This is a genomic window from Aridibaculum aurantiacum, assembly GCF_017355875.1.
In the GTDB taxonomy this organism is placed as follows: Bacteria; Bacteroidota; Bacteroidia; order Chitinophagales; family Chitinophagaceae; genus Segetibacter; species Segetibacter aurantiacus.
Window position 1 is genome coordinate 89,790 of sequence record NZ_JAFEWC010000004.1, and the last position, 26,932, is coordinate 116,721.

The following is a 26,932-nucleotide window of genomic DNA, read 5'->3' on the forward strand; positions in this document are numbered from 1 at the left end:
CCTATGAAATTTGCATTCTTCGGATCGAGCCTTGTATCAGCTTATTGGAATGGTGCAGCCACTTATTACCGCGGCATCATCAGGGCCATGAATGAAAGAGGCCACAGCATTACCTTCTACGAACCTGATGCTTACGATCGTCAAAAAAACCGCGACATAGACGATCCATCATGGGCAACTATAAAGGTGTACCAGCCGCAGGAGGAAGAAGTATACAAGGCGCTGGAAGATGCAATGCATGCAGATGTTATTATCAAAACAAGTGGTGTAGGTGTAAATGATGAGCTGTTGGAGAAAGAAGTAGCTGCACTTCGATTAAAGAATAAGATCGTCATCTTCTGGGATGTGGATGCACCTGCTACACTGGATCGTGTGATGTACAATGACAATGACTACTTCGCAGAACTGATACCGCAGTACGATATGATACTTACCTATGGTGGAGGCGATCCTGTAGTGAATGCATACAAGTCATTAGGTGCAAAAAATTGCTTTCCTATTTATAACGCACTAGATCCATCTACGCATCACCCGGTTGATAAAGAAGAGCGTTTTGCTGGTGACCTGGCTTTTCTTGGAAATCGTTTACCTGATAGAGAAAAACGTGTAGAAGATTTCTTTTTACAAGTGGCAGAACAACTGCCATCGCAACGTTTTATTTTAGGCGGAAATGGCTGGCACGACAAGCCGATGTCATCCAACATCAACTACATAGGTCATGTGTATACCAAAGATCACAATGCGCTGAATTGCTCACCAAAAGCTGTATTGAACATTAGCCGCGATAGTATGGCGAAATACGGTTTCTCTCCAGCCACACGTGTGTTTGAAGCAGCGGGAGCCGGCGCATGTATCATTACTGATTATTGGATAGGTATTGATTTCTTTTTTGAACCAGGAAAAGAAATACTGGTGGCAACTAGTGGTGATGATGTGCGTGATATCATTTCTCATTTAACTGAAGAAAAAGCAAAGGAGATAGGACAGGCGGCACTCAAGAAGGTACTGGAAAAGCATACCTACACACACCGTGCAGAGGAGCTGGATAAGATCTTTGCAAGAGAATTCACAACTGCAGGAGTGTAGGTGGGAATCATCAAACCCCAAAGGTCACGAAAGAGCATAAAGTTTTTTTGATGACTTTGAATGTTGACATGAAATCGGCTTTTTTATTTTTCATTTTTCATTTTTCATTTTATAATGAACATCGTAATACTTGGGCTATCCATAACTTCTTCCTGGGGAAATGGCCATGCTACCACCTTTCGTGGTCTTGTAAGAGAACTACATAAAAAAGGTCATGACGTTACTTTTCTTGAACGTGATATGCCTTGGTATGCCTCTAACAGGGATATGCCCAATCCGCCATTTGGTAAAACCATTTTATACAATAGCCTTGATGAAATAAAGGTGAAGTATGAAACAGCGGTACAGCAGGCGGATCTTGTTATTGTGGGATCGTATGTACCCGAAGGAGTACAGGTAGGACAATGGGTAGTAGATACTGCAGAAGGTGTAACTGCATTCTATGATATTGATACGCCGGTTACGCTGGCCAAGCTTGAAAAAGGAGATTACGAATACCTGCACCCGGACCTCATTCCGCAGTACAATATCTACCTGTCATTTACCGGCGGACCTACACTAACCAAATTAGAAGAAGTGTATGGCTCACCTATGGCGCGGCCTTTCTACTGTTCATTTGATCCTGAATTGTATTATCCTGAAGAGCAGGAAATGCAGTGGGACCTTGGTTACCTTGGCACCTATAGCGATGACCGCCAACCTCCTCTGGACAAGCTGATGACGGATGCTGCCAGGTGTTTAACTGATCAACGTTTTGTAGTTGCAGGACCGCAATATCCTTCCACCATTGATTGGCCACAAAACGTAGAACGCATAGAGCACCTGCCACCAGCAGCGCATCGCAAGTTTTACAATAGCCAGCGGTTTACCATGAACATCACACGAGCTGATATGATCAAAGCAGGTTATTCACCAAGTGTTCGTTTGTTTGAAGCTGCAGCTTGTGGTACGCCTATCATCAGCGATGTATGGGATGGAATAGAAACCATTTTTGAAGCTGGCACTGAAATTTTGTTAGCATCTTCGGCAGCAGATACCATAAAGTACTTAACAGAGATTAGTGATGAACAACGTAAGGCAATTGGTGAGAATGCACGAAGAAAAGTACTTCAACTGCATACTGCTGAACACAGGGCAACTGAATTAGAAATCTATTACAAAGAAGCAATATGCCAACAGCAGGTACAGCCGTCTCAACAGAGAAACTTAGAAGCAAAGTAGAATCATTAAAGCCTTGGTTTCATAATCTTCATTTACCTGGTGGCATACAAACTGCACCGGGTCATTACTTCGGCGACTTCCCAAAATTTAAGTGGGACCAGGTAAAGGACAGCATTCCTCAAAACCTGGACGGCATGACTGCTTTGGACATTGGTTGTAATGCTGGTTTCTATTCATTTGAATTGGCTAAAAGAGGTGCAACTGTTCTTGGTATTGATCTCGATCCGCATTATTTAAAGCAGGCAAAATGGGCCGCTAAAACATTAGGATTAGAAGACAAAGTAAAGTTCAGGCAAATGCAGGTGTATGATCTTGCAAAGCTGAAAAGGAGCTTCGATATCATAATCTTTATGGGTGTGTTCTATCACCTTCGCTACCCAATGCTGGCGCTTGATATAGTGGCTCAAAAGGTAAAGAAGATGATGGTGTTTCAAACGCTTACCATGCCTGGCGATGATATTGTTTATGAAGAGAACATAGAAGTAACGCAACGTAACAAAATGCTGAAACAAGGATGGCCGAAAATGGCATTTATTGAAAGCAAATTTGCCGGTGATGTTACTAACTGGTTTACACCTAACCATGCATGTATACTGGCTATGCTACGCACCTGTGGCATGAAGGTAACTTCTATGCCTGGTCATGAAATATACATTGCGCAACCAGACGATGCTTTTACCAATGTTGCCAAAACATGGAACCACTCAGAATACCTCTCGGCCATTGGACAGGATTACACAGAGCTTTTAGATGTTAAAGTGAAAAGAAAGGAATAACCCTTGGTTAGGTTTTTGCCAACAGCTTCCAATGAAGTTGTTGGTTTCTATATTCCTGTTATTCTTACTCTCTTGCAACCAGCAAGAAGAGCCACGAATAGCTATCACAGATACATTTGACACCACTCCGTCAGAAGATACCATCAAGGAAGATCTGTATATACCTGACGAGAAGACAATCAGGACAGGAAATACCACTCCCGCCGAAGTAGTTGAGTTTGCCAAAACACTGATTGGAACACCTTATCAGTATGCATCTAACGATCCGGCTAAAGGTTTTGATTGTTCTGGTTTCATACACTATGTTTTCAGCCATTTTCATATACAGGTACCACGTTCTTCAGTTGGTTTTACCAATGTAGAATACGAAGTGCCGCTGGCGGATGCAAAGCCAGGTGATCTCATCCTTTTCACCGGCACGGACTCTTCAGTGCACGAAGTAGGACATATGGGATTGATCACTTCGGGTGGTACAGAAAAGGCATTTATCCATTCTACTTCAGGCAAAGCGCACGGTGTTACCATCACTCCGCTGAATGATTATTACATGAGCAGGTTTGTGAAAGTTATCCGCATTTTTAAGCAGAACGATTCGCTGTAGAATTGCACTTACGTGATAGTGAAAAACTATTGCTTCCAAACCTACTTTTCCACATTACAATAGAAGTATAACCAGCGTTGGTTGCAATAGAAATTTTTATACAACCTAATCCTGTAGCGGGTTTAGAAGAAAATCAAGCAGTTATAGATGAGCTCTCTTTAAGTTAGCTTATTCAGCAGATTTTTTTTAATATTTCTTTGCACAATGTGCATTATTAATGTTTGTTTTTTATGCAACACATCCCCTAAATTGGATGTCTTAAGAGTATATAGAACTGACACAATTCTTTGCATATGGAAATAGATTTTTACATTGACCATCTTTCTACTACCGACGTCAACCATTGGTATTCTGAAGAGTTTATAGTGAGTAGCCTTGTTCGATTTTTGAAGGAGAATGGATACAAAATTCATAAGGACAAAGCAGTAGACAGAAGCGAAAAAGTGGTGATTGCTTCTAAGTATTTTACCAAAGAAGTGATAGAGATAAAGGGTTTTCCTGCTAAAGCGGTACAAACAGGTTCATCACAAAAATCTACCAATTCAACTGCACAGGCAAAACACTGGTTTAGCGATGCATTGTTCAGCTCGTTTGTAAACTTTGGCAAATACTACTCTAATGAAAATGCTGAGATAGCGATGGCGTTGCCAAATGCTGAAAGATATAGAGCAATCATTGAGAAAGTACAGGATTACTTCACCATCAACAATCTTCACTTTAAGATCTACCTCGTAAACGAGGATGGCCAGGTAGAAGTATCTAACCTAAACGAAAACATGCGTAAATAGGCAATATTTAGAATGTGTAAAAAGCCTTTATGCTCTTGCATTAGGGCTTTTTTATTTTCAGCATATTCACATTCCTCTCTGAATGATTGGCTGGCATTATTTTGAAGTAGTTTCAACAATCATTTTAGCTTATGCCAAATCGCGGAACAGTAATCCTGGTATCTATTGTAGCAGTTGTTAGCAGCATGTATTCATGTACGCGCCATCCCTACTATGCTACCAACAAACAGTATAAACAGCAGGCAAAAGAACTGGCACAACAGATACGACAAGAGCCAGCTTTGATTTCCGGGCAGCAACCTGCACCAGCGTATTGGGTGGGAACTACTAATTTCAATTTGCGCAAACCCAACATCGTTGTTCTGCATCACACTGCACAAAATAGTTGCGAGCAAACGCTGAAGACGTTCACACTTACAAGTACACAGGTAAGTGCGCATTATGTTATTTGCCGCGATGGAACAATACATCAAATGCTGAATGATTACTTACGTGCATGGCATGGAGGAGTAGGAAAATGGGGTAGTGTAACCGATATCAATTCATCCTCAATCGGTATAGAACTCGACAACAATGGAACGGAGCCTTTCCCGGAAGTCCAGATCAATAGTCTGCTGGTGTTGCTTGACACACTGAAGCGCAGGCACAACATACCTGCAGCCAATTTTATTGGTCATGCTGATATAGCGCCCACACGCAAAGTTGATCCAAGTATCCTGTTTCCATGGCAGACGCTGGCAAAGCGCGGCTTTGGCTTATGGTATGATGAGACAAAAGATACCATTCCCGCCAATTTTGACCACCTCCTGGCGCTTAAAGTTATTGGGTATGATTTAAAAGACAGCACAGCAGCTATTATGGCCTTTAAACGTAAATATTTCGCGATGGAGCGTACACCACCCACTTTCAGTGAACAGGAGAAGCGACTGTTGTACAGTGTCATGCGAAAAGCTCTGTAACCACTATATCGGCCTTCTTTTAAAAATCATCTTTACCGTATCCAGCTGGCGCAGGTGCAGCGCAGTGTCGTTAATGGAATAATTATTTACACGTAAAAGATTATCAAGAAACACCTGCTCTTTATAAGCGCCTGTACAAGCCATTTTTGTGGTCATAATTTCATTATCAAAAGTTATGGAGGCACCGCGTACCAGGAAGCGGCCACTTATTGTATTGCAGCCTGTATTGCCGTAGAAAGCAGCCGAGTCTACATCCAGGTGAAGGATAGGCACCTTATTCCAGTTGCTCGCATGTCCAGGCATAGCAGTAAGTTGCCACTCACCTGATAATACAGATGGTTTACGCGCCGTATCACGCTGTTCGCTATTGATGGCTGTAGTAGGAGTATCCAAGGCTTCGGCGCCAACTGAAGTGGTATTATTTTCTGAAGTACTACAGGTAGTAAAGAAGATACCAAATGCTACCGTAAACAATAGACTTTTCATATCCCCAGATTTTTTAAAAGCGCCACAATTTTTTTGCCATAGGGTCAGCTTCATATTCAAATAAGCTTTAGCATTTACTACAACTAGTGTAGCTCACATCGAGAATTCCACTGACGGATGACAGGTTGTAGTTCAACAACAAAAAACTAGTTTTGCCGCCACTATGGCAACAACAATTTGCATTTGTGGTGCAGGCACTATGGGGAGCGGAATAGCACAGGTAGCTGCTCAAAAAGGTTTCACCACCATCTTGTTTGACGTAAGCAACGAAATGGTTCAAAAGGCAAGGCTGGCTTTAGAGACTACGCTTACTGCACTTGAAACAAAGGGAAAGATAGCGGAAGGAGATAAAGACAGCATTATTGGCCGCATCACGTTCACAAGCAATGTAGATGACTGCAAAGCTGATGTTATCATAGAAGCTATCGTTGAAAAGCTGGAGGCTAAAGTCGATCTATTCAACAAGCTATCGTCTATCAATTCTCCTGCTACTATTTATGCTACCAACACATCTTCTTTACCTATAGGTGAAATTGCTGCTGCAGTGCCGGAACGTTCGCATGTGGCAGGTCTTCATTTCTTTAATCCTGCACCGCTTATGAAGCTGGTGGAAGTTGTTGCCGGGAAAGATACTTCACCGCAAGTGGTAGAGCAATTGGTAGAACTGGCAAAACAATTGGATAAAACTCCTGTAGTTTGTAAAGATGCTCCGGGTTTTATAGTGAACCGCGTTGCACGTCATTATTATCTTGAAGCAATGAAACTGGTGGAGCTGGGAGTTGCTGATCACGAAACCATTGATAAAGTATTGGAAGCTGCAGGCTTCAAAATGGGTCCATTCAAGCTAATGGATATGATAGGCATGGACATCAACTATGGCGTTAGCAATATTGTTTGGAATGCATTGGGTAAACCTGCCCGTCTTACACCGTCGCCTTTACAAAAAGCAAAAGTGAATAATGGTGAACTAGGAAGAAAAACAGGCAAGGGATTTTATAATTATGAGAAGCAATAAGTAACCGCGTAGGTACAGCTAGAAAGATATGCAGCATACAGAACAAAATCATTCACCAACATCCGTTTTTGTAACGGGAAGCACCGGCCTTGTTGGCTCCCACCTGGTTGCTGCATTGGTTGGTAAAGGATACAATGTGTCTGCATTATATAGAAAAGAAATACCTGTAGTACCACACCAAGAAAAGGTAAGGTGGATACAAGGAGATATACTGGATGTGATCTCACTGGAAGAAGCAATGCAAGGTGTGGATCATGTATATCATTGCGCAGCTGTTGTTTCCTTCAGCCCAAAGGATGTAGACCAACTTTTTAAAATAAACATAGAAGGCACTGCCAATGTAGTGAATGCAGCGGTTGCCAATAATGTAAAGAAGCTTGGTTATGTAAGCTCAGTAGCCGCTCTTGGAAGAACACCTAATGTAGAGGAGATAAATGAAACCATGAACTGGAGCGAAGAGACCAGCAACAGTAATTATGGTAAGAGTAAGTTTCATGCAGAAATGGAGGTGTGGCGCGGAATAGGAGAAGGACTACCTGCTGTTATCATCAATCCGTCTATTATACTCGGCGCCGGTGATTGGAACAGTGGATCTACCAAACTTTTTAAAACTGCTTATGATGAATTTGGCTGGTACAGCGAAGGAACAACAGGCTTTGTAGATGTAGCAGATGTGGTGGATGCATTCATACAACTAGTAGAAAGTGATGTGAGTGCACAACGTTTTATTATCAGTGCAGAGAACATCACGTACCAGGAGCTATTCACCATAATGGCAAAATGCTTTGGCAAAAAACCGCCGCATAAAAAAGTTACTCCATTGCTGGCATCACTGGTATGGAGACTGGATGCTTTAAAAGCTATGTTCACTGGTAACAAACCATTAATAACAAAAGAAACTGCAGTAGCAGCACAAGCCACTGTTAAGTACAACAATAGTAAGATCAACCAGTACCTGCACAACTTTAACTACAAACCTTTAGAAGAAAGCATTGAAGCTATCTGCAAATCGTTGATCAAGAAATACAACCTGTAGCTACTTCGTCTCCATTACCTTCTTCCATAGCTCTGGAATTCTTTTCACCCATACCAGTTCTTTCTTCTTTGAAAGAGCATCTTCTACAGGACTTCCAAAGTAGACTTTACCTGCTTCCAGGTCGCTACCAACACCACTTTGTGCCAGCACGGTTACGTTCTCATGTATAGTAAGTGTTTTACTTACTCCTACCTGCCCCCATAGCGTTACACCATCTTTCAAAGTAGTACCGCCTGCTATAGCCACCTGCGCAGCAAACAAGCAGTTCTTACCTATCACTACATCATGACCTATATGCACCTGGTTGTCCATTTTTGTTCCTGCACCAATGCGTGTATCAGCCGTTACACCTCTATCTATTGTACAACCTGCTCCTATCTCTACATAATCTTCTATCACTACATGTCCGCAGCTCTCCATGCGCTTATACCATACATCGCGATTCTTCTTTGTGTTGTAGTAAAATCCATCGCTGCCAATTACACTGCCTGCTTGTATCACTACATTATCACCAATCTCTGTATAAGGATTGATGGTAACATTTGGATGTATGATGCAGTTCTTTCCTATAATAACATCATTACCTATATAAACATTCGGCATCACTACAGTGCCTTCACCAATGACAGCAGATTCGCTTATAGGTGTAGCTGATGCTTTGAATGGACGATAATGCCTTACTATCTTAAGATAAGCTTCAAAAGGCTCTGGAACTACCAGCAATGTTTTGCCTTCAGGTACAGTTACATCCTTTGTATTTATGATGATGTAAGTAGCATTGCTATGTAGCGACTTGTTGTAGTATTTCGGATGATCAACAAAGCAAAGATCACCTTGTTCTACACGATGAATCTCGTTGATACCTGTAGCCATTGCACTACCATCGCCAACAAGTTCAGCATCTAAAAAATCAGCTAGCCATTCAAGCGAAACAGGTGTAGGAAACTTCATGAGAAAATTGTTTGCTTGCAAAGGTAATATTGATCTTCACCCGGCAAGATTCATTTTCAATTCGGGCATTACTACAAGCACAGAAAGAAACTGAGAGGCTATGTTTTATGTTTCAAGTAAGTACCGATAGAACTATGATGCTGATCAAGCAACATCTCGCAAATGCAGTAGTCATGCATGTTTCAGCATTTGAGCTATCAATATACTTGATACATCATTCTATAGGTTGATCATGTTTACTTCAATAAGTAGTCTGTAGAATGTCTGTAGATAGCAGGACATCTAGTGATGCTGTGATCATCAATTTTTAAAATACTACATCGGCTGAAACTATGATGAATAAAGGGTTTCAGCCTCATCCTGGTAACAAAGCCCTGGTAGATAATTCAGTTTTTCTTCTTCATGCAAATGATAACATCGTGCATAGATTGCTTATCCTTATTAACAACGATATGAAAAATGTGAATAAAATAGTTCAGGATTTTTTTTGTGTTAGAGAAAACTATTTTTAATATTGTGTAGGGAATTTTACGTCCCTGTACTTACTAACCCATCCATATACAAAAGCTCGGTTTTCAACCGGGCTTTTTTCATGTATATGCACTACTACTTTATCATCTATAAACCATTCCAGGTACTCTCACAATTCACTTCGCAAGAAGCAAAAACAACACTTGCTGATGTATTCAAAGTACCCAAAGATGTATACCCTGTTGGACGTTTGGATTATGATAGTGAAGGCTTGTTGATCTTGTCAAATGATGCATCACTCAACCAGCGTTTGCTGCATCCCAAGCATAAGCATGAGCGTGAATATTGGGTGCAGGTAGATGGTGCATTTACATTAGAAGCCTTGCAAAAAATACAGGCAGGCGTAACCATTAGTATAGATGGTAAACAACATCGCACGCTACCATGTAAAGCTTACATTTTTACTGATGCACCATTGGTACCTGAACGAGATCCGCCTATCCGTTTCAGGAAGAATATACCTACCAGTTGGATACGAATCACACTTCACGAAGGGAAGAACAGGCAGGTAAGAAAGATGACTGCAGCTGTTGGTTTTCCTACGCTCAGGCTTATCAGGCATAGGATAGAAAGCATAACCATTGACGGGATGAAACCAGGAGACATAAAACAATACACACAACAGGAGATAATGAAGTTGCTGTTCTAGGTTCTGTTATTCTTCTTTGCAGAAAATAATTTTTTGTAACTGAAGTTTTAGCTACAGGATGGCACTAGTTATTCTTCCACCTATAACAGGTACGCCTCCAACGAAATAGGTAGTTAACGTCTATAGCGCAAAGCATCTCAAATGAAAATATTAGGGTTTAAAAAAGTATAAATTTTCTATACCGCTTCCTTTACTCATAATACATGTTACTTTTGTTGAAACCTTTGGCAGCATGCAATTACAACCCGTTGATGTTGTAAAAAACATCTCACCCGACACCTTCAGATCTGCATATTATTCTCCTAAAAAACCGCTGGTTATAAAGGATCTTTCAAAGCAGTGGCCGGCATACAGCAAGTGGAACTGGGACCATTTTAAAACGCTTGTTGGCGAGAAGAAAGTAGCTCTTTACAACAACGTGAAGAGCGATGCATATACTCCTATCAACACGGCAGATGACTATAAAACATTTGGTGAGTACATAGACATGATAACCACCGGACCTGCAGCGTGGAGGATCTTTCTTTTCAACATTTTCGACCATGCACCAGAGCTTACAAATGACTTTACATGGCCTGAAGACCTGATGAAAGGTTTTGTAAAGAAATACCCGATGCTGTTTGTTGGTGGCAAGTCAAGCATCACGCACATGCATTTCGATATCGATCTTTCGCATATACTGCATACGCAGTTCGTAGGAAGAAAACGCGTTTTGTTGTTTCCTTACGAAGAGCAACACAAGCTATACAGGAAGCCATTTGAAGTACTTAGCATGGCTGACTTTTCTAACTACTACCAAAACAACGGCACACCTAACTATACTGAGTTTCCTGCACTAAAACAGGCGAAAGGTTACGAAGTAATACTAGAGCACGGAGATACTTTGTTCATGCCTGCAGGATATTGGCATCATATGGAATACCTGGATAGTGGCTTTGCCATGAGCCTGCGCGCTATGCAGTCTAGCCTATCCGGAAAAATGCACGGTGTATGGAACCTGTTTGGTATGCGGGGAATTGATACAGTGATGAAGAAAACTGCTCCCATACAATGGTACAACTGGAAGAAAAAGAAGATATACAAAAAGGCAAATGAAGCCCTTGCACAATCTTAAGTTTATAAATGAAAAGACCCGCCTTTACAAGCGGGTCTTTTAGTTATACATCATTTCAATTAATTGATCTCCCAAACCTCCTTACCACGCAGTAGTTTATCCAGGTCACCTTCGCCTTTGGTAGCAATGGTTTCCTCTATCTGCATCTGCATCACATCCTCGTAGCACGCCCTGTCGTTTTCGTAGAACACGCCAAAAGGTCTTGGATAGTGACCACCAGATTTCTGTGGATCATCAAACATACGCACCAGTATCTGTGCTTTATAAAAATCACGTTCGTCGTGTACCCATAGGTCATCAGCGGTTACACCATTTCCTAGCTCAACCACCACTGGCTGAAAGCCATCCAGCTTAATACCCTTGTTTTGCGTAGCACCAAAGATCAATGGCTTGCCATGCTCAAGAAACAGCACTTCTTCAGGCTTGCTTGATTTCTCAGTGAATATTTCAAATGCACCATCATTAAAGATGTTACAGTTCTGGTAGATCTCAAGAAAAGAAGCACCTCTATGTTGGTGGCTGCGGGTAAGCATTGTTTGCAGGTGCTTTGGATCACGGTCCATGCTGCGTGCTATGAAAGTTCCATCAGCGCCCAATGCTAAAGCAAGTGGATTAAAGGGATGATCGATACTTCCGTATGGAGTGCTTTTAGTTACCTTATTTGATTCGCTGGTAGGTGAATACTGTCCCTTGGTAAGGCCATAGATCTGGTTGTTGAACATCAGGACGTTCACATCAAAGTTTCTGCGCAGCAAATGGATAGTATGATTTCCACCAATGCTTAAGCTATCGCCATCACCGGTTACTATCCAAACACTCAGCTCAGGCCTGCTTGCTTTTAACCCACTGGCTATCGCTGTAGCACGACCATGAATGCTATGCATTCCGTACGTATTCATATAGTATGGGAAACGGCTGCTACAGCCAATTCCGCTAATGATGACAATATTTTCTTTAGGAACACCAATCCCAGGCATTATCTTCTGAACCTGTGCAAGTATTGAGTAATCGCCGCAACCCGGGCACCAGCGCACTTCCTGGTCTGTTGCAAAGTCTTTAGCCGTAAGGGTTGTAGGAGCAATTTGTGTTATCGTAGACATCTAATAAATTCAATTGAAGTACAAATTTCTTATAAATAAATTATCTGCAGGTGCTTTTATATTTTTTTAGCTAAGTATATGCATTTGAACATCCATTACAATTGTAAAGCAGCCATTTAGATGGTTTTTGAGTCATTGAAGTCTCTGAAACTAAGATTATATGTTAAGGATTTTCCTGGCAATCACTGCCCTCTGCTTATTTCTGTCCAGTTGTAGAAAGTACGATGACGTAGTACCAAGCCAGCCAGCTGCATCAGAATTTTCATCAACTGTAGCTATAGAATGGATGGAACAATATCGCCAGGCGGTAAAAAATGAAGGACTTAATCCTCCACGTGCTTCCAGATTTTATGCTTATGCTGGTATTGCTTTGTACGAAGCGGTACTACCAGGTATTCCAGGTAATAGGTCTGTAGAAGGACAAGTTCCATTGTTGGCTAATCTTCCTAAAATAGCTTCTTTTACCAGGTTACAATACAACATTGCTTTAAACGAGGCAATGTACAGGGTGGCAAAAGGACTTTTGCCAAATGCCAGCGCGGCTACCAAAAATCAACTGGATGCTTTGTACAAGAAGTACAACGATCAGCTGAATACGCAGGTGCATGAAACGGTAAAAAATGATTCACGCGAGTTTGGTTATATGGTAGCGCAATCAGTTCTGAACCGTGCCAACAAAGATGGTATGGCTGAAACTACCAGCATGGTCTATACAGTTCCAGGTAGAACCTCAAACGCTGCTAACTGGGCTCCTACAGGCGCTGTTCTTAACCCATTAGAGCCTTTTTGGGGTAAGGTAAAATGTTTTGCCATGCTTAGCAGTAGCGAGTGCGAAGAAGCACAGGCTATTCCCTTTAGCAGCACTCCGGGATCTGCTTTTTACAACCAGGCGGTAGAAGTATACCAGGTATCTCAAAATCTAACACAAGATCAAAGGAACATTGCCCAGTGGTGGGCTGATGGCGCTGGCACACCTACACCTCCGGGACACTGGGTAGGTATAGCCAATCAACTAGCAAAAGAAAAGAACCTGCCTTTAGCCAAAACAGCTGAAATGCACCTGATGCTGGGTATTGGTCTTGCTGATGCATTCATATCATGTTGGGATGCGAAGTACAAGTACAACCTGCTACGCCCACAAACATATATCCGCGACTACTTACCAGGTGCTTCTTCATGGTCTTCTTTTATTTCAACACCACCTTTCCCAGAGTATCCCTCAGGGCATTCAGTTTCGTCAGGCGCAGCGGCAGAAATACTTACCGGCTTCTTCGGAAATATCTCTTTTACCGATAAAACCAATACTAGCATGGGGCTGCCTGCACGCACTTATAATTCATTGCGTGATGCAGCTAACGAAGCGGCTATGTCAAGGCTTTACGGCGGTATACACTACAGGGAAGGAAACGAGAATGGCGTAAAACAAGGTAAAACAGTAGGGGAAGTAGTTTTCAAGAACATCAAGCTGAAATAGTAGCGCAACAATAGCTTTTAAAAGAAGAGGAGCAGCACCTGGTAGTGTTGCTCCTCTTCTTTTATAGAGTGAGCCACTCTGAAATCAAATTTCTCTTGTTGTCTCCGAAGCATCTTGCAATTCTTCCCAATACTCTGCCGCACGGCGTGTGTGTGGAATAACAATAGTTCCGCCAACAATATTAGCCACGGCAAATATCTCGTACATCTGTTCGGTGGTAACGCCCAGCTCATAGCTTTTGCCTAAATGATATTTGATGCAATCATCGCAACGAAGTACCATACTAGCCACCAGCCCCAGCATCTCTTTCGTTTTCTTATCCAATGCACCTTCGTCGTATGTATTTGTATCCAGGTTCCACAGGCGCTTCATCACCAGGTTGTTTTTGCCTAGTATCACCTCGTTCATGCGTTCTCTATAGTCGTTGAACTCCTCTACCAGTTTGCTCATATTGTAAAATTTAGACTGCAAAGATAGAGCGATGAAAGAACCATGATTTACAAGATGAGGAAGATTAAGAAATTGCAGGACAGAAGCTGCTTGTAAAACAAAAGACCCTGGATGATCACCAGGGCCTTTAAAAATGTATTGAATGTGGACTAGTATGGATACCTGCCGTCGCTGATCAACTTAGCAGCTATTCTTCTTCTTGCATCTTTGGTATTGTATGCTTCCACTTTAGTGAAACGCTTAATACCTAGTAGCATCATTCGCTGTTCATCGCCGCTGGCAAATGCATTCACAGCGTCTTTACCATACTTATTTATCTTATCAGCAGCATCTGTCAAGTATACTTTCATCATGTCCATTTCGTACTGGATAGCTGCTTCACCCTTGCTTTCAGCCAGCTTCATGACCCGCAACAGTGCGCTTTCAGCATTGAAGGTTTCAATTGCCATATCAGCAATATTCATCAGTATCTCCTGCTCGTGCTCTATCTGCATCATCAGCTTTTGAACAGCAGCACCGGCTGTCATCAATATGGCTTTCTTGAAGTTGGCTATAGCTTTCAGTTCTTTTGAGAAAGCTTCCTCTTCTCCACTTCCAAAATCAGGTATGCTCATCAGCTCCTTCTGCACACTCATAGCAGGACCCATCAGGTCAAGCCTGCCTTTCATTGCGCGCTTCAGTACCATATCTACAGTAAGTAAACGATTGATCTCGTTGGTGCCTTCGTATATCCTGTTGATGCGGCTATCGCGGTAGGCTTTGCTAATAATGTATTCATCGCTATAGCCATTGCCACCATGTATCTGTACGCCTTCATCCACTACAAAGTCCAGCACCTCGCTGCCATAGACTTTCAGCATGGCACATTCTATAGCAAATTCTTCCGCTGCACCTAGCAATGCTTCGTTGAAAGGCTTGCCACTGTTCACCAATTCTGTTTCCTTATCATCTATCCATTTTGCTGTTCTGTAGAGTGCAGTTTCACAAACCCATGTCTGGATAGCCATCTCAGCCAGCTTGTGCTGTATAGCTCCAAAGTTGCTGATCGGCTGCTTGAACTGTTCACGGGTAAGTGCATATTCTATGGAGGTATTCAATGCTCTTCTTGAACCACCCAAAGCCGCAGCACACAATTTCAACCTGCCAATGTTCAAAATATTAAATGCAATGATGTGCCCTTTGCCAATTTCACCGAGCACATTTTCTACCGGTACTTTGGCATCTTGGAAGTACAGCTGAACAGTAGAAGATCCTTTGATGCCCATCTTATGTTCTTCAGGTCCATTAGTAAATCCTTCTGTGCCTCTTTCTACAATGAATGCGGTGAACTGGTTACCATCTACTTTAGCAAATACGGTGTAAACATCCGCAAAGCCTCCATTGGTGATCCAAACTTTCTGACCATTCAGCAGGTAGTGCTTACCATCTTCAGATAAACGGGCTGTTGTTTTTGCGCCCAGGGCATCACTTCCACTATTCGGTTCTGTTAATCCATATGCACCTTTCCATTCTCCTGTAGCAAGCTTGGGCACATACTTCTGCTTTTGCTCTTCAGTACCAAAATATAATATGGGCAACGTACCAATACCTGTATGCGCAGAAACAGCAACTGAAAAAGAGAAACCGCCACCCAGTCCTTCGTTCACCAAAGTAGAGGTAATGAAATCTTTTCCTAATCCACCAAGGTCTTCAGGCATTGAAACACCCAGCAAACCTTGCTCACCGGCTTTGGCAACCAACGAAGGCATCAGACCTTCTTCCAATTGATCTATGCGATCAAGTACCGGTATCACTTCATTCTCAAGAAAAGAAAGACACATTTCTTTTACCATCTTTTGCTCTTCATTGAAATCTTCAGGTATGAAGGTTTCAAACGGCGAAGCTTCTTTTATAAGCCACTCACCGCCTTTCAGGCTTTGGGCATTTTGCGTGCTAGTGCTCATGATTATATTTTTTGAAGTTGTTTGCTATAAGTTTTCGCTTGCTCTCAGCAGCTATAGTTGTAGATGGTTTTTATTGAACCGGCAGTGCCTCTCTCTTCATCATCGTTGCGTCGCACACTTGTACTGCAAAACGCTCTTCTGCCACCAGCGTGGTCCTTATCCATTCTAAGAAGACCAGCATCTCCACATCCAACATCCCCAAATCAGAAATCAGACATCATCCCATCCTATTTTAGGTTGTCATATACCTTCTGCAATACAGCTTTACACATTTCAATATTCGCTTTACTTACACCTTCCAGCGCCTCATTCAGCGTTTGATTAGCCATCTCCAGTGTTACTTCCTGCAGCTCGTTCGCTTTATCTGTTAGGTATATCAGGTTAATCCTTCTGTCATCAGAAGAGGCTACACGCTTTACCAATTGCAGCTTCTCAAGATTATCAACCAGCCTAGTTATGCTCGGCTTATCCCTGAACGTACGCAGGCAAAGCTCTTGCTGGCTCAAACCGTCTTCTTTCCACAGGTGGTACAATACGCTCCACTGCTCTATGGTTATGTCAATGTTCGCCTGTTTGAAATTTTTCTGTAATCTCCGTGCTAGTGCTGTAGAAGCCATACCAGTTATAAAGCTGTATAGCTCTCCTCGCTTAAATTGGTTGTTTGACATATAGTTAGTTATGCAACTATTCAAATATAATGATCTTTTACCTGTACTTCCATTACATTATTGATAAAAAAATAGTTCGTTCTCGTCAGCTACTTTCCAAGATGGTGCCAAAAAGCTTCATCATCTTCATTGATCTTTATGCTTCTTGTTTTTTAATCAGGTATAATTTTCGTTACCAAGTTCAGGCATGAATAGTTTTTACATTCAACATACGCATTCAGATTTTCACTACCGCAAGTATGGAAGTGGTCAAAAGCTGGTGTTTGCTTTTCATGGCTATGGCCGCGATAGTTATACTTTTTACTTTCTTGAAAAACATCTTGGAAAAACGCATACTATCATTGCTATTGATCTACCATTTCATGGTCTTACAGAATGGGATAAGGAGCTGACGTTTCACCCGGAGTACCTGGTACAGGTAATACAAGAAATAAGAAAACAGCAGGACAAACTGAACGAACAATTTGTACTGATGGGCTTTAGCATGGGAGGAAGAATTGCACTGCACCTGGCGCAGATCATGCACAAGCATGTAGACAGGCTGGTACTGGTAGCGCCCGATGGATTGAAAGTAAACTTCTGGCACTGGCTGGCTACACGAACATGGGGAGGAAACAAGCTGATGCACCATACTATCAATCATCCGCAGTGGCTGCAGAAAACGCTTGGCTTTGCCGAACGTACAGGCATGATAACAAAAAGCATTGCAGGCTTTGTTCACTATTATGTAGATGACGAGGAGCAACGGCTTATACTATTTCGCCGCTGGACCACCATGCGAAAGTTTGTACCTAACCTAACCAAACTAAAGCGGCTTATAAAGAAGCAAAAGATGCAGGTGAGAATGTTGTTTGGTAAACACGACAAGGTTATTTTATACACCGGCGGACAGCATTTCATACAAGGCATAGAAGACCTTGCAAGAGTGCGCATCATTGAGTCGGGACACAACCTGCTACACGAGTTTCATGGCAGGCAGATAGCAAGCATGTTCACTGATTAATTCTTTTCTTTGCCGCACATGGTGCTAATTATCATTCTTATCATTGCTGCTGTTTTTACTATAGGTTATGCTGTACTGATAGAAACATACCGGCGCTGGTTCTTACAAGTTCCGCTGTTCCGGGCACACCAGCAGCACGTACCGAGAACTTCTTTTTCAGTTATTATTCCTGCACGAAATGAAGAAGAGCAAATTGAAGCATGCTTGCTTTCTGTATTACAACAAAACTATCCTTCACCACTTTTTGAAGTGATACTGGTTGATGATCACTCTACTGATAATACTGCTGCCATAGCTACATCTCTGCAGCATCAGTATCCTAATCTTAAGGTGCTAAAGCTTGCTGAACTACTGGACCAGAAGTCGCTAAACAGTTATAAGAAAAAAGCTATTGATACGGCAATTCAATATTCTTCAAAAGAATGGATAGTAACAACCGACGCAGATTGTATAGTTCATACCAATTGGCTTAAAACGTTGGATGCATTTATACAGCAGCAGCAACCGGTGTTTGTGGCGGCACCTGTTGCATTTACCAATACAGGTTCATTTGTGTCCCGTTTCCAGTTTCTTGATTTTATGAGCCTGCAAGGCATAACTGCGGCTGCGGTGCATAAGAAGTTTCACAGCATGTGCAATGGAGCAAACCTTGCTTACAGTAAAAAAGCATTTTATGAAGTGGGCGGCTTTAAAGGCATTGACACCATAGCCAGTGGTGACGATATGTTACTCATGCACAAGATCTACAAAAAGCATCCTTCACAAGTAGGTTTTCTTCTATCAAAAGAAGCCATAGTAGAAACCGCTCCTATGCATACATGGAGCGCCTTCTTCAACCAAAGAATCAGGTGGGCCAGCAAAGCAGATAAGTTTGATGACAAACGAATATTTAGCGTGCTGCTGTTCATCTACCTGTACAACTTCTTCTTTCTTGCATTACTTGTTATGAGCCTTTGGTGGCAGGTAATGCTGTTAGTATGGCTGGCACTTATTGCTTTAAAAACTTTGGTAGAACTGCGCCTTGTGATTCCTGTAGCCCGCTTCTTCAATGCTATGCCTTTGCTCTGGTGGTTCCCGGTGATGCAGCCGTTTCACATTGGCTATACCATCATTGCTGGTTGGCTGGGTAAATTTGGAAAATACACCTGGAAAGGAAGAAGCGTGAAATAATGCTACACCGGCTGCTTATGAAGCTTTGACTGCAATACAATGATGAACCCAAGGCTGAGCCAAAATAAACTTCCTATTTTATCTGTCTCCAAAAGATCACTGGAGAGCAATAAGCTCCCTATCATGGTCAATGATACTCCAATGGCTAATGACAGGTTTTTATAAACCTGCCGCCGGTGTCGATGATATAATTTTTCGCAATGAAGCAGCATGCTGTAGAATAGAAGTAAGAATATTACGAGCCCGGGAACACCTTGCTCAACAAGCGTAAGCAGAAAATAATTATGAACCGTTGAGTGTTCAGGATTTTCACTTACCCATGTACGGAATTGGGTTATTGTATAGCGCTTATAGTTCTGGTAGAATGTATTTGGACCAAAACCAACTATTGGTTTATCAGGAACCATATTAGCCGCAGCTACCCACCTATAAAATCGTTCTGCATTGGATACATCTTTCAGTTGCACTGTAGCAGATAAGTGTTCACCAATATCTTCATGAAAAACGGTAGTATTAAAATCGTGTGCGAAGCGCAGGTAGTTATTGTCTTTCACCAGCCAGGCAGACGCAGCTATCAATGCAGCAAGAGCCAAAATCAAAACATGCTTTAGCCATTTAAAATAAAGAATAACAGCGGCGGCTCCGCCAAAAAATAAAGCTAACCATGCACCACGAGCATATGCGAAAACAACTCCTGCCATAGCTATCGTTAAAGCTAGATTCCATATTATTCTATGCTGCTGTTTAGCTGCAGACCGCATCACAAACGCCAGTGGCAGCAGGCAAACCAGCATTGCTGAATAGTTAACATGGTTTCGGAAAAATGGAGATAGCGTGTACTTGATACCTTCGAATGAGAAGCCATACAAAGCATGTCGTGCTATTGACTGAACCACCACAAACAACATCGGCAAAAGCAACAGGTAAGCTAACAGCTTTAGCCGTCTATTACTCCAATTGATCATTGAAGGAAGAATAACAAACGGAACAATGAACCATGTTTTTGCAAGTAGAAACTTTATACTTAGCCATGTATTGGTAGAATAAAAACAACATGTGGCGATCCATAGCAGGTGGATTATTAGTAAGAAAAACAATGGGTGCTGTAAAACAGCAGCAGGGAATTTTTTAGGTGAATGAAAAAATAAAAGTATAGCTGCAGCAGTCAACAGCATCATTAGCGGTTCATCAGGAAAATCAATACCCAGTGAAGGTGTGAAATTATATTCAGTAGAAAGTGGAAGCAGGAAGATGAGCAGGTAGAACAGCCAATGTGTTTTATTAACCACAACATACCACACCGGCTTAGCCACTACATAAGCAAAAGGTAAAAGTAGAAACAGCGGCTGTTCCTTTAAAAAAGCTACAACCATTGCCGCAATGAATATTGCTGCGGCTATCATGAACTTCTTATGCAACGACAGCTGAAGCATCAGCTAGACCATTTACGATCGTACACCACTGCGGCGATAACAGCGAAAGCAAGAGAAGCTAAAAACACTGCTACCAGCACATCTCCTTTGCGCGGCTTATGATGTGTAACAGCTGGAGACGCATGCTGCATAACAACTAACGCTGCAGGTTGATTATCTATAGCCAATTGGTATTCGTTAGATGCTTTGTATAGCTGTTGTAGTTGCTCTACAAGCGCTGCACGCTTGCTTAATAAAGCAATTTGTGCTCCCTCTGTACGGCCAGTGCGTATCATGTTTTCCAAAGCAACTAGTTCCAACTCTTCTTTTTCAATACGTGTTTGTAAAGCAGTTAGTGATGAAGCATATTCTTTTCGCCAGGAGCGTTCTGCTGTAGAGGCTATCAATTCTACCATCCTGTTGGCGATGTTAGAAGACAGGTGACGGTCTTTGGTAGTAACCGAGATATACAATTCGTTGTTCTCTGTCTTAAGCAGTTTTACATCATCCTGCAGTGCCTTTACAGCAGCCTTCTCAGCACCTCGTGTATCACTTACTTCATAATAATCTTCCAGTTTAAACTGCTCTACCAACTGCTGGTATACAGTATCCATACTTGCTATGCCCAACAATCTTCCGAGATCATCGCCATTGCCATAAGGCGAATACAGGTGCTGTACATTGTTATTAAGTAACCTCGATTTATCAGCAAGAGCAGGATTGGTAGCTACAATTACAGCTTCTGATTTGTAATATTTAGGGAGAACAAAAAACAACAGCAATGCTGCCAGCAGCACCACAACAGCAACGAAAGTAGCAATGATTTTACGGTGGCGAATTATAACCTGCCATACGCCAGCCAGGTTGAACTCCGATGAGGGTTGAGACATAATACTATAATTGATGAAGATAGTTACTGGTTGGTAACCACTACATTTCTGTTGAAGCTTTCTTCAAGCGAGATAAATGTTTCGGTTCGTTCTATGCCTTTTATCTTTTGCAGTTCATCGTGCAACACATGGCGCAGCTGGTTGATATCTTTACAAACAATTTCAGCAAACATGCTATAATTGCCCGTGGTATAATTTAACCGCACGATCTGCGGGATCTTCGTCAGCTCTTTTACAACAACGTCGTACAACGAACTTTTCTCGAGGTAGATACCTATGAAGGCAATCACATCGTAGCCTAAAAGCTTCAGGTCTACATTGAGACGTGTACCTTTAACGATGCCCATTTCCTGTAGCTTTTTAATGCGCACATGAATGGTACCGCCCGAAACATACAGTTTCTTTCCAAGGTCAGCATAAGAAATCTCGGCTGTTTCCATCATTTCATAAATGATCTGGTAGTCGAGTTTGTCAAGATTAAATTTAGCAGCCATTTCAAAAACCTTTATTTGATAAATTTCATCATCAGAAGCAAATATTTGATGATTTTCTAAACTTTCAAAATATTTATTGAATTATTTCTTCTATTTCAGCTGTTCAGCCTAACATTGCAATACAAAGTTCTTATACAAACACTGTGGGGTGATGAAATTTTTGGCAGACATGCCCTCTTGTCTCGGGGGTGAGGATAACAGGATAAACTAAGCGTAGAGCCGACTGGAACTTGCGTTCGGCCGACCAGGGTTGACCACTAAACTTTGCGCCATTGCTAACTGCCTCGTGGAGGTTCGATCCCTCCCCCTACAGCAAATTGATTTTAGATTTAAAGATTGCGGATTGAAGATTTACTCTCAATCTTAAATCATCAATCTAAAATCTACAATGTTCTTTAAATACTGTGGAGTGATGAAATTTTTGGCAGACATGCCCTCTTGTCTCGGGGGTGAGGATTATAGGATAAACGAAGCGTAATGCCTTTCGAAAGAAAGACTGGGGTTGACCACCGCTACATTGCACTTTGGCTAACTACCTCGTGAAGGTTCGAGCCCTTCTTCCACAGCAAATTGATTTTAGATTTCGTGATTGCGGATTGCAGATTTACTCTCAATCTTAAATCATCAATCTAAAATCTACAATGTTCTTTACATACTGTGGAGTGATGAAATTTTTGGCAGACATGCCCTCTTGTCTCGGGGGTGAGGATCATAGGATAAACGAAGCGTAATGCTTTCCGTAAGGAAGACTGGGGTTGACCACCACACATTGCACTTTGGCTAACTACCTCGTGAAGGTTCGAGCCCTTCTTCCACAGCAACAGCTATTTGGAAATTTTGAGATTTTGTGATTTTGAGATTTTATTCAATCTCAAAATCACAAAATTCCAAGATCAGCAATTACCTCTTGTTTTCTTAGCCCGTAACTTCTCATGTGTGTTAGTTGCGGGCTTTTTTGTGCTTCCAATGTTTTAGTCAACTCTACTTGTAACTCCTGTATTGCATTTACTTACTGCTATTTTAAGTCTTCTTCCTGTTCTTACAGAACCACACGGCATAAGATTTTTATTATATGAACCTTTCCGACCCATCACCTTTCTTAGTTCATAAATCTATACCTTATGGAACCAGCAGTACCTGGATTTGTGCTTCACCGTGATTTCATTACCCCTTCAATGGAAGAGGACCTGATGAAGGAAATAGACAGCCAGCCATGGGTGGTTGACTATGACCGCAGGCTGCAATACTATGGCTACAGGAATGAACTGGAAAAGCCATATGACCTGGTAGCGTTTCCTGTTCGCATGCCTCCACTGATCCAACAACTATCAGAGCAGATAGTGGAACAGGGTATCGTGGTTGTACAGCCAGACCAGGTAATTATTAATGAATATCTACCCGGCCAAGGTATCAGGCCGCACAAGGACAGGAACTACTTTGAAAACCAGATCTGCGGTATCAACCTGGGAAGCGGTTGTATAATGCGATTTTTAAAAGGTACAGATGTGGTAGATGTAGAGGTGCCGAGGCGTTCGTTGTATGTAATGCAGGATGAGGTACGGTACAAATGGAAACACGCCATACCTCCCAGGAAGAAAGACGTAATTGACGGCAACGTGCAACATAGAGACAGAAGGTGGTCGATCACTTACCGCAAGGTGAAAGAGAAAAAGGTGAAGCCACTTAATCCTGAGGGTAAGGTAGCTGGAATGCTGAGAGAGATCTACGGCATCAACGTCTAATAATCCCGGAAGTGCACACTTCGATAAAAGTTATTTTTGCCACCACCAGCCTCATTGTAAGTAAAAGTATCCGATGAAAGCCAGGGACGAAACTTACCAGTACTACTTCTATTTCATCCAGGAGAGAATGAAGATCTTTTGGAGGAGGTTTGAAGGTTTGGAGAGTGATTTGACTGATGATCCTATTCTTGCTCAATATAAATTTACCAATGTTTATCGTGTGCTGGACAGGGTGAGCCAATACCTGGTAAGACATGTTATTTCAGAAAAAGAACAGCAATATCCTGGCGTAGATAACCTGCTTAGGATTATCGTTTTTAAGATCTTCAACAACATCTCCACATGGGAATATCTCGAAAGCCGACTTGGTGAAATAAGCATCAAAACATTTGATGTTGACAGGATAACTGCTTTGCTCGACGAGCGGATAAAACAGGTGGCCATCTTCAGTCCTGCTTACATGATGACGGGCTCTCATGCTAAGTATAACATGTATGCGAGAAAGCATGAGAAATGGTTGCGAATGGTAGAGAAAGAGCTACTACAAGGTAAAGGCTTTGAAAAAATTATTGCAGCAAAGTCTTTGGAACAAGTATACAATATCCTGTTGCAATGTTCTTTTATTGGTGAGTTCTTAGCATACCAATATGCAATTGATTTTAATTATTCATCTGTTATCAACTTCAGCGAGAACTCGTTTGTAAAAGCAGGCATAGGTGCCATACGAGGAATTAAAAAATGTTTCTCCGGTATAGGTCATTTTACATTCGAGGATTGTATCAGGTACACCCAGGATAACTTTGAAAAGCATCAACAGCAATACGGTTTCACAGACTTCAAAAACTTATTCGGTCGACCACCACAACTGATCGATCTGCAGAATTGCTTTTGCGAAACGGACAAATACCTACGAGTTAAGATGCCTGGCTTATTAGTTGGAAATGTACGGATCAAACAAAAGTTTGACAGGCCGAAGGGGAGGATATCATTTTACTTTCCAGAAAAATGGAGATTAAATAAATTCATTGATCAAAATACTCAAGGCCAATAAGTACTTCACATAGAAGAAATTAAGGCAGCTGAAATATTTCCAGAGATTGAAAAATTTGTTGATTGACAAGCACACAATCCCTACATCTCTAAATCAGCAATCACCAATTGCTTCTACCTTATTCTTACTTCTACACCATTGGCATAATTCTCTGCTTCATGCTGCAGGTACCTCAGAAAATTTTCTTCATTGGTGAACAACAGGCTGCTCATTTCCCAACCAGCTACAAACCTGAAAGTAGCAGGAGTTGAAGTGAGAGGCATCAAAACCGTATATGTATTAAGAATATCACTTCCTGCATTGGGTGTAGCAGCAGCATTTAAAAACTGGTTGCGAGGAACCATGATAGCAAGCCCCAGTTGATCGTTGTTATCACTCTGCACGCCATAGGTGTAAAGCACTTTTACCAAGCCTACATCCACCTGCTTTAGCTGCAGGTTTTTCAGGTTTACTATGCCGGCTACCAACTGCGTTCCAGCAGGTGCATTGGTTACTGTTACTTTACTTTCATAGTAATATTTTCCTCCCCATATGCTTATTTCTTCAGTTACATCTACAGGAGCAATGCCTGGCAATACACGCCAATTTCTATAGTGCATTCTCAGGATCGCACGCACAGGTCCATCAGCTACTTTTTCATATGTTATGGTTCCCACATTAGCGCCACCTATCCGTACTAGTGTATCCTTATTAGCAAGCGGTATTTTCAATGCCAATGATCCTGCTCCAAGAGATTTACCTACGGCCAATATATCCATCCCCCAATCAGCGTATTTGTGATAGCTGTTAGACGGATCCGTTCCAACGGTATCCATCAACATAGCAGGGGTCCGCTTACCAAAAATGTCTTTGATGTTTCGCGTGTCCATATACACCCTGAAAGCAACTTTATCATTTTCCCATGCTGGTCCTTCTGTTAAATACGGCGGTAATTTTTGCTTGGTGAAATCAGTAGGTGCAGTATTTCCTGGCACCGTAACAGAGTCCAGCTGAGGACCAAAAGAATTGCCATTGACTTTTTTGCGCATGCGTACATGTGCCCTTGCCACTCCACCTGCAGGCGGAGGTGTGGTGGAAGAAATTCTTACCGATGTCTTCTCGCCCGGCTCCACCTTATATAGAAATGCCACTTCATCCCACATGCCATCTTTATCCAGGTCATCCTGCTGCACTGCTACAGGCTTTCCTTCTCTATCTGTAACTGTTACATACCTGCCTTCCTGCAACTTGCCGGTTTTCTCTTCTATAGCTGCACGCGAAAGAACAACCAACTCGTCTGCTCTTTCTGATGAAGATGTATTCTTAAGTGTAACTATATAATTTCTTTCTGCTCTTCTTGTACTGCTGCATCCTGCAATTAAAGCAACTACAGTTATAGCTAAAATTGTTTTACATGTCATAGGAAGAAGGTTAGAATTATTATGCCATGCAAGATAAAAACTTACATCATGCAGGTGTGGCTGTTGCTTATTTCATAAGAAATTGAATCATCAAAACAACAACAAGATGTCTCCACGCATAGATGGCAAATCCACACCAACACTTCCTTCAGGTTTTAATTACCTTCACTTACATGAAGATTGATCTTACAGCCATACCTACACAACCACCTAAGGGTTATGTAAAAAGTGAAACGAAAGCAGAGCTTCGTAAGCTGGTGGAGGAACTGGATGAACTGCAAAATTTACTGTATGCAGAAGGCAAACATGCTGTGCTTATCATCATACAAGGATTAGATGCCAGTGGAAAAGATGGAGCTATAAAAAATGTTTTTGGAACGCTTAATCCACAAGGGTTGAAGGTGCAGTCGTTTAAAGCTCCTACACGCGAAGAGCTTTCGCATGATTTTTTGTGGCGTATACATAAGCACACGCCAGCTAAAGGAATGATCCATGTGTTCAACCGATCTCACTACGAGGACATCCTCATTACGCGTGTTCACCAAATGATAGATGACACTACTGCTAAGAAAAGGATAGATGCTATCAATGATTTTGAACAGCTGCTGTTGGATAATGGCACACACATCCTGAAGTTTTACCTGCACGTATCGCAGCAGGAACAACATAAGCGGTTACAGGAAAGAATAGATGATCCTCGAAAGCATTGGAAATATGATGAAGCGGATTTCAAAGAGTCGAAGCAGTGGGATAATTACATGAAAGCTTATGCTGATTGTTTTGAACATTGTAATGTAGTTCCCTGGACTGTAGTGCCTGCAGATGAGAACAGGTACAAGGAATACGTGATTGCAAAAGCACTGTTTGAATTGTTGTCTTCACTCAATATGAAGTACCCGGAACTAAAGAAGATGTAGCTCCA

The 26,932-nt window shown here is 41.9% G+C and carries 26 protein-coding genes; 16 read left to right on the top strand and 10 right to left on the bottom strand.

Annotated features, from left to right (window positions below):
* The first annotated feature begins 3 nt into the window (after window positions 1-3).
* From J4N22_RS18660 to J4N22_RS18685, 6 genes are all read left to right on the top strand, one after another.
* Window positions 4-1,086: a CgeB family protein gene (locus tag J4N22_RS18660; RefSeq protein WP_207497096.1), complete on the top strand. Its 1,083-nt coding sequence runs from the start codon at window positions 4-6 to the stop codon at window positions 1,084-1,086.
* 114 nt (window positions 1,087-1,200) lie between these two features.
* Complete coding sequence (locus J4N22_RS18665) at window positions 1,201-2,307, top strand: CgeB family protein (RefSeq protein ID WP_207497097.1); 1,107 nt, start codon at window positions 1,201-1,203, stop codon at window positions 2,305-2,307.
* A complete protein-coding gene (locus J4N22_RS18670) occupies window positions 2,256-3,083 on the top strand; it encodes a TIGR04290 family methyltransferase (RefSeq protein ID WP_207497098.1) in 828 nt (275 codons plus the stop codon). Before J4N22_RS18665 ends, J4N22_RS18670 begins: the two co-directional genes overlap by 52 nt.
* 31 nt (window positions 3,084-3,114) lie before the next feature.
* A complete protein-coding gene (locus J4N22_RS18675; RefSeq protein WP_207497099.1) occupies window positions 3,115-3,684 on the top strand; it encodes a C40 family peptidase in 570 nt (189 codons plus the stop codon).
* Window positions 3,685-3,977: 293 nt separating this feature from the next.
* Window positions 3,978-4,472, top strand: a complete 495-nt coding sequence (locus J4N22_RS18680) for a hypothetical protein (protein WP_207497100.1) — start codon at window positions 3,978-3,980, stop codon at window positions 4,470-4,472.
* A 131-nt stretch (window positions 4,473-4,603) separates the two neighbouring features.
* Window positions 4,604-5,431: an N-acetylmuramoyl-L-alanine amidase gene (locus tag J4N22_RS18685; protein WP_207497101.1), complete on the top strand. Its 828-nt coding sequence runs from the start codon at window positions 4,604-4,606 to the stop codon at window positions 5,429-5,431.
* A 3-nt stretch (window positions 5,432-5,434) separates the two neighbouring features.
* On the opposite strand, the gene J4N22_RS18690 is transcribed toward J4N22_RS18685, so the two are convergent.
* Window positions 5,435-5,917: an META domain-containing protein gene (locus J4N22_RS18690; protein WP_207497102.1), complete on the bottom strand. Its 483-nt coding sequence runs from the start codon at window positions 5,915-5,917 to the stop codon at window positions 5,435-5,437.
* Window positions 5,918-6,080: 163 nt separating this feature from the next.
* On the opposite strand from J4N22_RS18690, the gene J4N22_RS18695 reads away from it, so the two are divergent.
* Window positions 6,081-6,932 carry a 3-hydroxyacyl-CoA dehydrogenase family protein gene (locus tag J4N22_RS18695; RefSeq protein ID WP_207497103.1) on the top strand — a complete coding sequence of 284 codons (852 nt, stop codon included), beginning with the start codon at window positions 6,081-6,083 and terminating at the stop codon, window positions 6,930-6,932.
* Window positions 6,933-6,960: 28 nt separating this feature from the next.
* On the top strand, window positions 6,961-7,968 hold the full coding sequence (locus J4N22_RS18700) for an NAD-dependent epimerase/dehydratase family protein (RefSeq protein WP_207497104.1): 1,008 nt from the start codon (window positions 6,961-6,963) through the stop codon (window positions 7,966-7,968).
* Here the strand turns inward: J4N22_RS18700 and J4N22_RS18705 are convergent, their stop codons facing one another.
* Entirely contained in the window at window positions 7,969-8,919 is a 951-nt protein-coding gene (locus tag J4N22_RS18705; protein ID WP_207497105.1) for a UDP-3-O-(3-hydroxymyristoyl)glucosamine N-acyltransferase, read from the bottom strand.
* Between the two features lie 592 nt (window positions 8,920-9,511).
* Here J4N22_RS18705 and J4N22_RS18710 point away from each other — a divergent pair.
* Together J4N22_RS18710 and J4N22_RS18715 are read left to right on the top strand one after the other, a co-directional pair.
* Entirely contained in the window at window positions 9,512-10,099 is a 588-nt protein-coding gene (locus J4N22_RS18710; RefSeq protein WP_242692299.1) for a pseudouridine synthase, read from the top strand.
* A gap of 232 nt (window positions 10,100-10,331) precedes the next feature.
* Window positions 10,332-11,213 (top strand): cupin-like domain-containing protein, encoded by an 882-nt coding sequence (locus J4N22_RS18715; RefSeq protein ID WP_207497106.1) that lies wholly within the window; start codon window positions 10,332-10,334, stop codon window positions 11,211-11,213.
* 59 nt (window positions 11,214-11,272) lie between these two features.
* Here the strand turns inward: J4N22_RS18715 and J4N22_RS18720 are convergent, their stop codons facing one another.
* Window positions 11,273-12,313, bottom strand: coding sequence for a 2-oxoacid:ferredoxin oxidoreductase subunit beta (locus J4N22_RS18720; RefSeq protein ID WP_207497107.1), 1,041 nt, complete (start codon window positions 12,311-12,313; stop codon window positions 11,273-11,275).
* Between the two features lie 160 nt (window positions 12,314-12,473).
* Here J4N22_RS18720 and J4N22_RS18725 point away from each other — a divergent pair, with 160 nt between their 5' ends.
* Complete coding sequence (locus tag J4N22_RS18725) at window positions 12,474-13,787, top strand: vanadium-dependent haloperoxidase (RefSeq protein ID WP_207497108.1); 1,314 nt, start codon at window positions 12,474-12,476, stop codon at window positions 13,785-13,787.
* 84 nt (window positions 13,788-13,871) lie between these two features.
* Here the strand turns inward: J4N22_RS18725 and J4N22_RS18730 are convergent, their stop codons facing one another.
* The 3 genes from J4N22_RS18730 to J4N22_RS18740 form a co-directional block, all read right to left on the bottom strand.
* Window positions 13,872-14,237, bottom strand: a complete 366-nt coding sequence (locus tag J4N22_RS18730) for a carboxymuconolactone decarboxylase family protein (protein WP_207497109.1) — start codon at window positions 14,235-14,237, stop codon at window positions 13,872-13,874.
* Between the two features lie 149 nt (window positions 14,238-14,386).
* Entirely contained in the window at window positions 14,387-16,180 is a 1,794-nt protein-coding gene (locus J4N22_RS18735) for an acyl-CoA dehydrogenase family protein (protein WP_207497110.1), read from the bottom strand.
* Between the two features lie 227 nt (window positions 16,181-16,407).
* The gene (locus J4N22_RS18740; protein ID WP_207497111.1) at window positions 16,408-16,848 is read right to left on the bottom strand and encodes a MarR family winged helix-turn-helix transcriptional regulator; all 441 of its coding nucleotides are present in this window, start codon (window positions 16,846-16,848) and stop codon (window positions 16,408-16,410) included.
* A gap of 187 nt (window positions 16,849-17,035) precedes the next feature.
* Here J4N22_RS18740 and J4N22_RS18745 point away from each other — a divergent pair, with 187 nt between their 5' ends.
* Window positions 17,036-17,851: an alpha/beta fold hydrolase gene (locus J4N22_RS18745; RefSeq protein ID WP_207497112.1), complete on the top strand. Its 816-nt coding sequence runs from the start codon at window positions 17,036-17,038 to the stop codon at window positions 17,849-17,851.
* A gap of 18 nt (window positions 17,852-17,869) precedes the next feature.
* Window positions 17,870-19,021 (top strand): glycosyltransferase family 2 protein, encoded by a 1,152-nt coding sequence (locus J4N22_RS18750; RefSeq protein WP_207497113.1) that lies wholly within the window; start codon window positions 17,870-17,872, stop codon window positions 19,019-19,021.
* Window positions 19,022-19,023: 2 nt separating this feature from the next.
* On the opposite strand, the gene J4N22_RS18755 is transcribed toward J4N22_RS18750, so the two are convergent.
* Genes J4N22_RS18755 through J4N22_RS18765 form a run of 3 tightly spaced genes read right to left on the bottom strand, consistent with a single transcriptional unit; the run spans window position 19,024 to window position 21,817 of the window.
* Window positions 19,024-20,454, bottom strand: coding sequence for an O-antigen ligase family protein (locus tag J4N22_RS18755; protein ID WP_207497114.1), 1,431 nt, complete (start codon window positions 20,452-20,454; stop codon window positions 19,024-19,026).
* Window positions 20,454-21,323: a Wzz/FepE/Etk N-terminal domain-containing protein gene (locus J4N22_RS18760; RefSeq protein WP_207497115.1), complete on the bottom strand. Its 870-nt coding sequence runs from the start codon at window positions 21,321-21,323 to the stop codon at window positions 20,454-20,456. Before J4N22_RS18760 ends, J4N22_RS18755 begins: the two co-directional genes overlap by 1 nt.
* 23 nt (window positions 21,324-21,346) lie before the next feature.
* Window positions 21,347-21,817 carry an Lrp/AsnC ligand binding domain-containing protein gene (locus tag J4N22_RS18765; RefSeq protein WP_207497116.1) on the bottom strand — a complete coding sequence of 157 codons (471 nt, stop codon included), beginning with the start codon at window positions 21,815-21,817 and terminating at the stop codon, window positions 21,347-21,349.
* 1,304 nt (window positions 21,818-23,121) lie between these two features.
* On the opposite strand from J4N22_RS18765, the gene J4N22_RS18770 reads away from it, so the two are divergent.
* Window positions 23,122-23,559 carry an alpha-ketoglutarate-dependent dioxygenase AlkB gene (locus J4N22_RS18770; protein WP_425339421.1) on the top strand — a complete coding sequence of 146 codons (438 nt, stop codon included), beginning with the start codon at window positions 23,122-23,124 and terminating at the stop codon, window positions 23,557-23,559.
* 73 nt (window positions 23,560-23,632) lie between these two features.
* Window positions 23,633-24,610 (top strand): nucleotide kinase domain-containing protein, encoded by a 978-nt coding sequence (locus J4N22_RS18775; RefSeq protein WP_207497118.1) that lies wholly within the window; start codon window positions 23,633-23,635, stop codon window positions 24,608-24,610.
* 113 nt (window positions 24,611-24,723) lie between these two features.
* Here the strand turns inward: J4N22_RS18775 and J4N22_RS18780 are convergent, their stop codons facing one another.
* The gene (locus J4N22_RS18780) at window positions 24,724-26,010 is read right to left on the bottom strand and encodes a DUF4861 domain-containing protein (RefSeq protein WP_207497119.1); all 1,287 of its coding nucleotides are present in this window, start codon (window positions 26,008-26,010) and stop codon (window positions 24,724-24,726) included.
* 173 nt (window positions 26,011-26,183) lie between these two features.
* Between J4N22_RS18780 and J4N22_RS18785 the strand changes: the two genes are divergently transcribed.
* Window positions 26,184-26,927 (top strand): PPK2 family polyphosphate kinase, encoded by a 744-nt coding sequence (locus tag J4N22_RS18785; RefSeq protein WP_207497120.1) that lies wholly within the window; start codon window positions 26,184-26,186, stop codon window positions 26,925-26,927.
* Window positions 26,928-26,932 lie beyond the last annotated feature (5 nt).

What these genes read in the sequence shown, in the direction of transcription:
- J4N22_RS18660 (WP_207497096.1), top strand. Translation starts at nt 4, where the DNA reads ATGAAATTTGCATTCTTCGGATCGAGCCTTGTATCAGCTTATTGGAAT.
- J4N22_RS18770 (WP_425339421.1), top strand. Translation starts at nt 23,122, where the DNA reads ATGCCTCCACTGATCCAACAACTATCAGAGCAGATAGTGGAACAGGGT.
- J4N22_RS18700 (WP_207497104.1), top strand. Translation starts at nt 6,961, where the DNA reads ATGCAGCATACAGAACAAAATCATTCACCAACATCCGTTTTTGTAACG.
- J4N22_RS18740 (WP_207497111.1), bottom strand. Translation starts at nt 16,848, where the DNA reads ATGTCAAACAACCAATTTAAGCGAGGAGAGCTATACAGCTTTATAACT.
- J4N22_RS18760 (WP_207497115.1), bottom strand. Translation starts at nt 21,323, where the DNA reads ATGTCTCAACCCTCATCGGAGTTCAACCTGGCTGGCGTATGGCAGGTT.
- J4N22_RS18685 (WP_207497101.1), top strand. Translation starts at nt 4,604, where the DNA reads ATGCCAAATCGCGGAACAGTAATCCTGGTATCTATTGTAGCAGTTGTT.
- J4N22_RS18765 (WP_207497116.1), bottom strand. Translation starts at nt 21,817, where the DNA reads ATGGCTGCTAAATTTAATCTTGACAAACTCGACTACCAGATCATTTAT.
- J4N22_RS18710 (WP_242692299.1), top strand. Translation starts at nt 9,512, where the DNA reads ATGTATATGCACTACTACTTTATCATCTATAAACCATTCCAGGTACTC.
- J4N22_RS18670 (WP_207497098.1), top strand. Translation starts at nt 2,256, where the DNA reads ATGCCAACAGCAGGTACAGCCGTCTCAACAGAGAAACTTAGAAGCAAA.
- J4N22_RS18675 (WP_207497099.1), top strand. Translation starts at nt 3,115, where the DNA reads ATGAAGTTGTTGGTTTCTATATTCCTGTTATTCTTACTCTCTTGCAAC.
- J4N22_RS18705 (WP_207497105.1), bottom strand. Translation starts at nt 8,919, where the DNA reads ATGAAGTTTCCTACACCTGTTTCGCTTGAATGGCTAGCTGATTTTTTA.
- J4N22_RS18735 (WP_207497110.1), bottom strand. Translation starts at nt 16,180, where the DNA reads ATGAGCACTAGCACGCAAAATGCCCAAAGCCTGAAAGGCGGTGAGTGG.
- J4N22_RS18745 (WP_207497112.1), top strand. Translation starts at nt 17,036, where the DNA reads ATGAATAGTTTTTACATTCAACATACGCATTCAGATTTTCACTACCGC.
- J4N22_RS18780 (WP_207497119.1), bottom strand. Translation starts at nt 26,010, where the DNA reads ATGACATGTAAAACAATTTTAGCTATAACTGTAGTTGCTTTAATTGCA.
- J4N22_RS18750 (WP_207497113.1), top strand. Translation starts at nt 17,870, where the DNA reads ATGGTGCTAATTATCATTCTTATCATTGCTGCTGTTTTTACTATAGGT.
- J4N22_RS18720 (WP_207497107.1), bottom strand. Translation starts at nt 12,313, where the DNA reads ATGTCTACGATAACACAAATTGCTCCTACAACCCTTACGGCTAAAGAC.
- J4N22_RS18695 (WP_207497103.1), top strand. Translation starts at nt 6,081, where the DNA reads ATGGCAACAACAATTTGCATTTGTGGTGCAGGCACTATGGGGAGCGGA.
- J4N22_RS18755 (WP_207497114.1), bottom strand. Translation starts at nt 20,454, where the DNA reads ATGCTTCAGCTGTCGTTGCATAAGAAGTTCATGATAGCCGCAGCAATA.
- J4N22_RS18690 (WP_207497102.1), bottom strand. Translation starts at nt 5,917, where the DNA reads ATGAAAAGTCTATTGTTTACGGTAGCATTTGGTATCTTCTTTACTACC.
- J4N22_RS18680 (WP_207497100.1), top strand. Translation starts at nt 3,978, where the DNA reads ATGGAAATAGATTTTTACATTGACCATCTTTCTACTACCGACGTCAAC.
- J4N22_RS18665 (WP_207497097.1), top strand. Translation starts at nt 1,201, where the DNA reads ATGAACATCGTAATACTTGGGCTATCCATAACTTCTTCCTGGGGAAAT.
- J4N22_RS18730 (WP_207497109.1), bottom strand. Translation starts at nt 14,237, where the DNA reads ATGAGCAAACTGGTAGAGGAGTTCAACGACTATAGAGAACGCATGAAC.
- J4N22_RS18715 (WP_207497106.1), top strand. Translation starts at nt 10,332, where the DNA reads ATGCAATTACAACCCGTTGATGTTGTAAAAAACATCTCACCCGACACC.
- J4N22_RS18725 (WP_207497108.1), top strand. Translation starts at nt 12,474, where the DNA reads ATGTTAAGGATTTTCCTGGCAATCACTGCCCTCTGCTTATTTCTGTCC.
- J4N22_RS18785 (WP_207497120.1), top strand. Translation starts at nt 26,184, where the DNA reads ATGAAGATTGATCTTACAGCCATACCTACACAACCACCTAAGGGTTAT.
- J4N22_RS18775 (WP_207497118.1), top strand. Translation starts at nt 23,633, where the DNA reads ATGAAAGCCAGGGACGAAACTTACCAGTACTACTTCTATTTCATCCAG.